Source organism: Skermanella aerolata KACC 11604, assembly GCF_000936425.1.
In the GTDB taxonomy this organism is placed as follows: Bacteria; Pseudomonadota; Alphaproteobacteria; order Azospirillales; family Azospirillaceae; genus Skermanella; species Skermanella aerolata.
On record NZ_AVFK01000100.1, the window covers coordinates 1 to 8164 of the forward strand.

An 8164-nucleotide genomic window follows, 5' to 3' on the forward strand; every position below is an offset into this window, starting at 1 on the left:
GCATCTCGGTCGGCTTCCGGGTTGTCGAAGCTGGGTCTGACGATCTGCGGCTGGCCCTGGATACGGCGAACAGCGCACCGTACCAGAAGTTCATGGCTGACGTCATCGGGCACTCCGGCCAAAGGTCCAGTGCGGCCTGAATGCACCACCTGTTGTCCAGCGCGCCCCGGACCCCGGCGCCTGCCTGTCAGGCCTGTGGTGCCGGGCAGCCCAGCGTCCGCATAGATTGGCTGCTGGATCGCGATGGGTTCACCCGCAATTTCGGTGCACACGGTTTGCGGGTAGAGACTGAGTAATTATATTCAGGAGGTGGCTCCGCTTCCAACGTGATCTTTATCCTTGTACAGCACCGAATTCTGCCTGCGGCCGCCGAACCTGGCGGTCGATCGTCTGCGACCAGCCGACGATCACCTCGCCCTTGAGACGCATTCGACCTGCCTGTCGGCGAAGTGCCCTTTGTGCGACTATTTCTCCTTGCGATGGCACAGTAGCTATGGTCGCCGGCTGGCGGATCTGCCGTGGCAGGGCCGCTGGGTCGAACTTCAGCTGCGCGTCCGCCGCTTCCGCTGCGTCAATGACGATTGCCCGAGGCAGGTTTTCGCCGAGCGGTTGCCGGAGGTTACCGTGCCGATGGCCCGCCGCACCCTTCGCCTGCGCGAGACGCAACAGGATCTCGGTCTGGCACTGGGCGGAGAAGCCGGCTCCGGTCTGGCCGGACGGCTGGCGATGCCGCTCAGCCCCGACACCGTGCTGCGCCTGATCCGGGCGATCGTCCTGAAGCCGCCGAGGCGCCGCGGGTGCTCGGCGTCGATGACTTCGCCTTCCGGCGTGGCCAGCATTACGGTACGATCCTCTGCGATCTCGAACGCAGATGGGCGATCGACCTGCTGCCCGACCAGCAGGGCGAAACACTGGCGACATGGCTCAAAGAGCATCCCGGTTCCGAAATCGTCGCCCGCGACCGGGCCGGCGCCTTTGCCGACGGCATCCGCCAGGGCGCTCCCGAGGCAATCCCGGTCGCCGATCGTTTTCATCTGCTGTGCAACGCTTCCGACGCCCTCAAGCCGGTGTTCGACCGTCATCATCGAGAGATCCGCGAGGCGATCCAGGCGACGGCGCCGACACCTCCCCCGGTATCCCTGCCGGAACCGAGGTCGAGCTGATCGGCAAGTCGTTCACGCTCGAGGAGCTGGCGGCAAAAATGCGTGCGGTACTGGATGACCAGGGCTGAGACCGGGGAGAGCGGAGCTTCGATCAGGAGGGTGAGCCGACCAAGCGCTTGAGTGCGCTGAGGTCGTAGGGTTTGGAAAGGTACGACCAGCCCCCGGGCCGGACGTTGATGTAGCCGGACACCAGCACGATGCGCAGGTGCGGCCGGAGGCGGGCAGCGATCTCGGCCAGGTCCGGACCGGTCATGCCGGGCATGCGGCAGTCGCTGAACAGCAGGTCGATGTCGGCACGCTCCTGCAGCCTGGCCAGCGCTTCGGCTCCGCTGCCGGCCTCGAGCACCTCGAACCCGAGGTCCTCGAACATCTCAACCGCGTTCATGCGCACCAGTGCTTCGTCGTCGACGACGAGCACAACACCCCGTACCGTGGTGGCGGATGCGGGTTGGTCATCCACAATGATATCGGCGATCAAGACGGTTCTCCCTGGTCAAGCAACTGGGTAACGCTGCGGGTAACCGTTTTGCACCATCCTGAGAACAGCATTCCGCTTTTCGAGGATCCTGGGGCGGCACCCTGACGGTCACTCTGAACATGCATGGCTTTGCGCTCCCCGCGGCAGACTGATCAAAGGAGGGGTGTGAAGGTGCCGAGCTGTAAGTCAGCGAAATTCAGCGAGAGGCACGGAGTATTCCGCTTTTGTTCACCGGCTTCCAATGGGCGGCTTGCAGGAATGTGAAGGTTGAGGATAATGCCGGTCAATGCCGAGGCGGATCTTCCGCTGTCATCGACCGGGAACCCTGAACGTATGGCCTGCCTGCCCGAGTACGACACGCCGGTGGTGAACACAGCGGATGCCGACGCGCCCGCAACGCTGCTCGACGGCTCCTTCCTGACCGAAGCTGTCGAACTGGCGCCGGCCGGCATCGCGCTGCTGCACGGTCCGGATCATCGGTTCACCTACGCGAACCGGGCCTACCGGCATCTCCGGAAGCCGGGAAGCGCGTTCATCGGGCAGCCGGCCGCGACCGTGTTCCCGGAATTCGCCATCGCGGGGCGGCTCCCCCTGGTGGACGAGGTCTACGCCACCCGCCGGACCGTCAGGCGGCGCGAGTTCGCCGTGCTGCGGGAGACGGGTGAACAGGCCTTCTACGACTTCGACCACGTCCCGCTGGCCGGCGCGGATGGATCGGTCCGGGCCATTCTGGTCCTGGCCTCCGATGTGACGGACAAGGTCACGATGCGGCAGGCCGCCGAGGTCCGTGCCGCCGAGGCGGAGAAGGCGCAGCAGCTCCTGGAGGGACTGCTGGCCTTTATTCCGGAAGGTGTGATCCTTGCCGAGGCGCCCGACGTGACCATCCGGCATGTCAGCGCGTACGGGACGCGGATGACCGGCCGCCCTGCTGCGGAGCTGGAGGGTATCCCGGCCCACCAGCACGTCGAGCGCTGGGATATCCTGCGCTCCGACGGCGTGACCCGCGCCGATCCGGAGGACCTGCCGCTGACCCGCGCCACGCGCCGGGGCGAGGTTGTGACGAATGAGGAGTGGGTGCTTCGGCGCGTCGATGGGCAGGCGCTCACCATCCTGTGCAACGCCGGACCGATCCGGGCCCCCGACGGTACTATCACCGGCGGCGTCATCGCCTGGCGCGATATCAGCGCCGCCAGGCAGGTCCAGGCGGAGTTGCGGGACGCCCTGGCGCAGAAGGAGCTCCTGCTTGGCGAGGTCAACCACCGGGTCAGGAACTCGCTGCAGCTGGTATCGTCGCTGCTCGGCCTGCAGGCCCGGGAGACCGCAGGCGCGGAGACCCGCCGGGAACTGGAGGCCGCGGCGGCGCGGGTGGGCGCCATCGCCAAGCTCCACGAGCGCCTCTATAAGGGACCCAGCGTCGAGCGGGTGGAGTTCGGCGCCTATCTGCGCTCCCTGTGCCAGGATCTGGGCGAGGCGGCCTCGGAGCACATCTTCGAGGTGGAGGTGGCGGCGGTTGACCTGCCCACCGACACCGCGGTGGCACTCGGGCTTGTTTTCGTCGAGCTGGTCGCCAACGCGATCAAGCATGCCAACCCGGTTGATGACACTCGCCGCATTTTCGTGCATTTTGGGTCAACAGCCGCCGGGGGCGTGGAGCTGAGCGTGCGGGACTACGGGGTCGGGCTGCCACCCGGCTTCGTTCCCGGTCAGGGAACACGGGGCTTCGGGATGCGGGTAATCCTGGGCATGGCCCGTCAGCTCGGCGCCGAGCTGCGCGCCGGGAATGCGGCTCCCGGTGCACGCTGGACGCTTCACCTGCCCGGTTCGGGTCAGGTCACGCCAGAATGCGGCCACATGGCCCGCAGCGTCAGCGATCGCTCCTGATCCATCCGCCGGAGCATCGGACGATCGTACGCTGACCATGATCACTCCATCCACCACGCTCCAATGCAGCGCTGCTGGCTGCTCTGCTGGAACAGACATTCCCCAGCCTCGCCGGTGACCAACGCAAGGGCCGGCTGAGCCGGTGGGCGATCAACCGGACGCTGATCAACGACCCGGTGTTTGGTTCGCCTGCCCGATGGCCTTGTCGCCTCAGCCAGCGACGCCTGCACCTCCTGGTCAGCGGTTTCGCGCGAATTCATGTCCCTGTCTGAGGCTGTACCCTCAGACAGGGACGGTAGTGTCGATCAGATGTCGGAGCGGTCGCGCCCGGTCAGGGGCCGAGTGCCCGGCGCGGAGGTGCGGTCATCCTCGATCTCGACCTCGGTGCGGCGCACGGTGTCGCGGATCGTGCGGACTTCCTCGGCGACGTCCTTGCGCACCACGACCTCCTCGACCACCCGCGCCGTCTTGGCGACAACCGCCTCCTCATCGGTCTCGGTGACCTCGATGGTGCGCTCGCGGAAGGCATCGGCGGGAAGGTCGGCGACATCGCGGCTGACAGCCCGCCGCTCGACCTGCACGGTTTCATCGCGCAGCGTCACCGTTTCCTCGACCGGTGTCTCGACCACGAAGCTGCGCACCCGGACACGGCCGCGCTCGACCTCGCGCTTGCCGACCTCCAGGCTTTCCTTGGTAACCGGGATAACCTCCTCACGCTCGATGCCGGAGGTGTTGGCGTCGCGCAGGTCGGCGGCAGCGCCGGCCAGACCAGCTGCGTAGCGGGAACGCTCCTCAGTAGCGCTGGCCTCGTCGTAGTCGACGGCTGTGGCGTCGTAGCCGGTCCAGCCGCTCCGGCGGTAGAGCTCGCCCCGCTCGGTGGTGTCGACCGGCTGGTGCCGCTCGATGATGTCCAGGACCTGCCGGGTGTGGCTGTCGTCGACCTGGCCGACCAGCAGAACGCCGCCGCGCCGCACCCCTTCGCTGTAGACCTCGGCATCGTCGGCGGGAACGCCCAGCCGGGTTAGAGCCGTGGTTCGCGACGTTGGCATGCTGAACTCGCTGCTCAGGGTGCTGAAGCGGTCGGCTCCGCCTGAACCGTGCGCGCTGTCGCTGGACAGCCAGAACCCGTCACCGTAACCGGCGGTGCGCAGGTCCTCGAGAACCTGGCGGGCGGCCGCCTTGTCGTCGTACAGGGCGATAATGGTCTGGGTACTCATGCTTGGTCTCCTGAATCATCTGAAAGCTTGTTCCGAACCCCGTCACGGGTAACTTCGGCGCGCTCGGAACGAAGCGTTGCGGTGAATTGTTCCGTCCGCCGCGTCGCTTGCCGGCGGACATGGAGTTCTTCGCGCAGCACCAGCCGCCGAACGAGCACGACCTCCTCCTCGACGATCGGGATGATCAGCACATCGCCCTCCTGCCGGATCTGCGGAACGCTCTCGACCACGCGGCCCACCGGGACGTGCTCGACTACGACGTCCTGACGCTCAAGCACCTGTTCGAATGCCTGCTCCCGCTCCTCCACCCTGACATCGACACGGACACGGCTACGCTCGACCTGCCGTTTGCTCAGAGACAGAGTTTCCCGGTACAGCGGGATCACCGTTTCATGATCGTCGGGCGGGATGCGCGAGCCGGTCACAGGAAGATGACCCCGAGAACAGCGAGCACGATCACCGCGGCCACGATCCAGAGCCATGACGGTATTGCACCCGCCCGGCCGGCGATCGGGGAGTGTGCGGCGGGTGAGCGGCCGTCGGTGACCGGGTCGGTGGTCGTGCCGGGCGTGTCGTACACGCCTGTCCGTTTCGGCTGGTCAGCCATCTTTATCCTCGGCAGGTCAAAGGGGAAAGCGGCTCTCCAACACGGTGGCGGCGACCCTGGTTCCCCGGCACTGGAGGTATGACCCTTTACCGCCGGCATCCGGCTCAATCGACAGGGGTGAAGCCAGGAAGCCCCGCCGGCCCGTCGTCAATCCTTCAGGCCTGGCCGCGACAATGATCGTCCGGATCGGCAGCTTGGGAACAAGCTCAGCGGGATCCGGTTGCAGGCAGATCAACCAAGCTGGAGCTCAAAACAATGGCGACCTCACAGGGTCCTACGAAAGAGGGTGTCTACAGCACCCCCGGCATGTCCGCCGTCACCCCGGAGGAGGACATGCGAACCGTCCTGCTCAACCGGGTGTCCTGGGGAGCGGTGCTGGCCGGGGCGGTGATCTCCCTGACGGCTCACCTGATCCTGAACATGATCGGCCTCGGCATCGGCGCCTCCACGGTCGACGTCGCGGCGGCGGACAACCCGGCGGCCTCGACCTTCTCGATCGGTGCGGCTCTCTGGTGGACGGTGTCCGGCATCGTCGCCGCCTTCGTCGGCGGCTACACCGCCGGCCGGCTGTCGGGAAAGCCGAAGACCGCAACCGCCGGCTGGCACGGCCTGACCACCTGGGCCGTGACGACGCTGCTGATCTTCTGGCTGCTCGGCTCGGCGCTCGGCGGCGTCCTGGGCGGCATCTACAGTACCGTATCCGGCGCCGTCGGCGGTCTCGGCAGTGCCGCCGGCACGGCGGTGCAGAGTGCGGCGCCAGCACTGGCCAATGTGACCGATCCGTTCTCGCGGATCGAGCAGTCGGTGCGCTCCTCGACCGGCGGCAACGATCCCCAGGCACTGCGCGATGCGGCTGTCGCGGCTGTCCGGGCAGCGGTGACCGGCGACCAGGCGCAGGCCCAGGAAGCCCGCGAGCGTGCGGCCCAGGCGATCTCGCGGGCCCAGGACATTCCCGTCGAGCAGGCCCGTGCCCAGGTCCAGCAGTACGAGCAGGAATACCGCCAAACAGCCGAGAAGGCAAAACAGCAGGCCACCCAGGCTGCCGATGCTGCGACCGGCACGGTTGCAACCGGTGCGCTGGCTGCCGCGGCGGCGCTTCTGCTCGGCGCTGTCGGCGGCTGGTTCGGCGGCCGTGCCGGTGCGGTCGATCCGATCGTGACCACCTCAACCGTCCGCCGGCGCTGATCGGACGGAAGGAAGCCGGGTGCATGGGCTGGCTTTTCAAAGGCCGGCCCATATCCGGTACATCAGACACTTCCTACTGCGCTGGCCAAGTGAAATCCACCAGGTTGCACCGGCGGTATCCGGCTCCGTTTTCCAGCCCCGATCTATTGAACAGGCCAGGAACCACGTCCTGTGCAACCGGTTGAGGTGGCACTCTCTCTCACCAAGGACCATCAATAAATGCCGACCAAGGAAAAGACCCTCGCCGACTTGTTCCTCGAGACGCTCAGGGACGTCTACTACGCCGAGAAGCAGGCGGTGCGGATGCTGGGCACAGCGGCCAGGGCGGCCAAGGCGGACGAGCTGCGCCAGGCGTTCGAGCAGCACCGCGAGGAAAGCCGGACCCAGGTGGAGCGGCTGGAGCAGGTGTTCGAGCTGCTCGACAAGCCGGCGAGGGGAAAGAGCTGCGAGGCCATTCAGAGCCTTAATGCCGAACTGGCCGAGATCCTGGAGGACTTCGGCGACAGTCCGGCCGCCGATGCCGCCCTGATCGGCGCCGCCCAGGCGGTCGAGCACTATGAGATCGCCCGCTACGGCACGCTCAGCACCTGGGCCCACCAGCTCGGTTTGGGCGAAGCGGCGACGCTGCTGGAGCAAACCCTGGCGGAGGAGAAGAAGACCGATGAGCTCCTGACCCGGCTGGCCCGCGGCGGCGCCAATCCGCAGGCCGAGCAGGCCGGTTCAATTGGTGAGACCGCTGGCAAGAGCACGAAGGCGGAAGCTGCGGGGAAGCCTGCCGCAAAGGCAAAAGCCAACAAAGCCAAGCGAGCCTCTGCCAAGTAAATCCTCGGTCGCACTTAAATCGATCGGCATGTGAGCCTTGAATGAGCCGCATGCCGGTCGGGCAGCCATCATCAGGCTTGAAAGTCAGTGATCCCGATATCACGGCACCACAAGCGGAACCAGGACACTTCCGGATCCGGATCGTACCTTTCACTGCTCAGGTCACAAACACCCTGCATCGGGCCGCTGCGTTCCGAAGCTGCCTGAGAAACCGGGATCAACATGGCGATCTTTGAAATTCTCCTGGGCCTGCTGGCCGCCTGCGTTGCCCTGGCGCTGGTTGCCCGCCGCCTGAACCTGCCCCTGGCCGTGGTGCTCGTCATCGGCGGCATGGTGCTGGCCCTGATCCCGGGCTTGCCCACGGTCGAGCTGGATCCGCAGCTTGCCCTCGTGCTGTTCCTGCCGCCGCTGCTCCAGGCGAGCGCCTACCGCACCGACTGGCCGGCGTTCCGCTCCAACCTGAGGCCGATCCTGCTCCTCGCGGTCGGCGCCGTCGTGTTCACGACACTGGTGGTCGCGGTCGTTGCCAAGCTGCTGGTGCCCGCCATGCCATGGTGGGCCGCCGTCACCCTCGGCGCCATCGTCGCCCCGCCCGACGCGGTGGCGGCGGCCTCGGTGCTGAAGAACTTCTCGATGCCCAGACGGCTGGTCGTGGTGCTCGAGGGCGAGAGCCTGCTCAACGATGCCTCCTCACTGGTCCTCTACCGCTTTGCTATCGGCGCCACCCTGGCCGGAGCGGTGTCCGCCACCGAGGCCTCGCTTTCCTTCGTGACCGCGGCTGCCGGCGGCGTGATCGTGGGCTACCTGGCCG

General features: G+C 66.7%; 9 protein-coding genes and 1 pseudogene. 6 read left to right on the plus strand and 4 right to left on the minus strand.

Annotation, left to right across the window (positions count from 1 at the left end):
- Window positions 1-456: 456 nt before the first annotated feature.
- Both N826_RS46225 and N826_RS46230 read left to right on the plus strand, forming a co-directional pair.
- Window positions 457-561, plus strand: a pseudogene (locus N826_RS46225) (hypothetical protein); the annotation flags it as partial.
- 236 nt (window positions 562-797) lie between these two features.
- Window positions 798-1163: a transposase gene (locus N826_RS46230; RefSeq protein ID WP_052832776.1), complete on the plus strand. Its 366-nt coding sequence runs from the start codon at window positions 798-800 to the stop codon at window positions 1161-1163.
- Between the two features lie 91 nt (window positions 1164-1254).
- Here N826_RS46230 and N826_RS37725 read toward each other — a convergent pair whose 3' ends face one another.
- Window positions 1255-1641 (minus strand): response regulator, encoded by a 387-nt coding sequence (locus N826_RS37725; RefSeq protein WP_052832777.1) that lies wholly within the window; start codon window positions 1639-1641, stop codon window positions 1255-1257.
- 276 nt (window positions 1642-1917) lie between these two features.
- Between N826_RS37725 and N826_RS41125 the strand changes: the two genes are divergently transcribed.
- The gene (locus N826_RS41125; protein WP_052832778.1) at window positions 1918-3522 is read left to right on the plus strand and encodes a sensor histidine kinase; all 1605 of its coding nucleotides are present in this window, start codon (window positions 1918-1920) and stop codon (window positions 3520-3522) included.
- Window positions 3523-3827: 305 nt separating this feature from the next.
- Here N826_RS41125 and N826_RS37735 read toward each other — a convergent pair whose 3' ends face one another.
- The 3 genes from N826_RS37735 to N826_RS43975 are packed head-to-tail and all read right to left on the minus strand — an operon-like array spanning window position 3828 to window position 5346.
- Entirely contained in the window at window positions 3828-4739 is a 912-nt protein-coding gene (locus tag N826_RS37735; RefSeq protein WP_052832779.1) for a YsnF/AvaK domain-containing protein, read from the minus strand.
- A complete protein-coding gene (locus tag N826_RS42590; RefSeq protein WP_169789504.1) occupies window positions 4736-5164 on the minus strand; it encodes a DUF2382 domain-containing protein in 429 nt (142 codons plus the stop codon). The genes N826_RS37735 and N826_RS42590 overlap by 4 nt, the downstream gene beginning before the upstream one ends.
- Entirely contained in the window at window positions 5161-5346 is a 186-nt protein-coding gene (locus N826_RS43975; RefSeq protein ID WP_147041317.1) for a hypothetical protein, read from the minus strand. The genes N826_RS42590 and N826_RS43975 overlap by 4 nt, the downstream gene beginning before the upstream one ends.
- A 255-nt stretch (window positions 5347-5601) precedes the next feature.
- Here N826_RS43975 and N826_RS37745 point away from each other — a divergent pair, with 255 nt between their 5' ends.
- The 3 genes from N826_RS37745 to N826_RS37755 form a co-directional block, all read left to right on the plus strand.
- Window positions 5602-6531, plus strand: a complete 930-nt coding sequence (locus N826_RS37745; RefSeq protein WP_044437635.1) for a flagellar export protein FliJ — start codon at window positions 5602-5604, stop codon at window positions 6529-6531.
- Between the two features lie 219 nt (window positions 6532-6750).
- Window positions 6751-7353 (plus strand): YciE/YciF ferroxidase family protein, encoded by a 603-nt coding sequence (locus N826_RS37750; RefSeq protein WP_044437636.1) that lies wholly within the window; start codon window positions 6751-6753, stop codon window positions 7351-7353.
- 222 nt (window positions 7354-7575) lie between these two features.
- Window positions 7576-8164: cation:proton antiporter domain-containing protein (locus N826_RS37755; protein WP_044437637.1), on the plus strand; the 589-nt coding region annotated here is incomplete at its 3' end.